The organism is Shigella sp. FC1967 (genome assembly GCF_001743005.1).
Lineage (GTDB): Bacteria > Pseudomonadota > Gammaproteobacteria > Enterobacterales > Enterobacteriaceae > Proteus.
In genome coordinates, this window is record NZ_MIIZ01000100.1 from 1 (window position 1) to 293 (window position 293).

Annotated in this window: 1 pseudogene; it reads left to right on the forward strand. The window is 50.5% G+C overall.

The features are described from left to right. A pseudogene (gene tnpA, locus BHE89_RS00815) lies at positions 1–293 on the forward strand (IS200/IS605 family transposase); the annotation flags it as partial.

The window sequence follows — 293 nt, forward strand, 5'->3', positions numbered from 1 at the left end:
TCGCTCAACTGCGTGATGCATTTGACTCCGCTGCGGCAAAACTTGAATGCGAAATTATTGAGATGGACGGAGAGCCTGACCATGTGCATCTGCTGGTTGCTTACCCGCCAAAACTGGCGGTCAGTGTGATGGTCAACAATCTGAAATCAGTATCGTCGCGCCTGCTGCGCCAGCAAAACACACATTTACGGACACAAAGTAAAACGGGACTTTTTGTGGTCAAGGTCGTACTTTGTCTGTAGCACCGGAGGGGCAACGATTGAAACACTCAGAGCCTACGTTCAGAGCCAGTC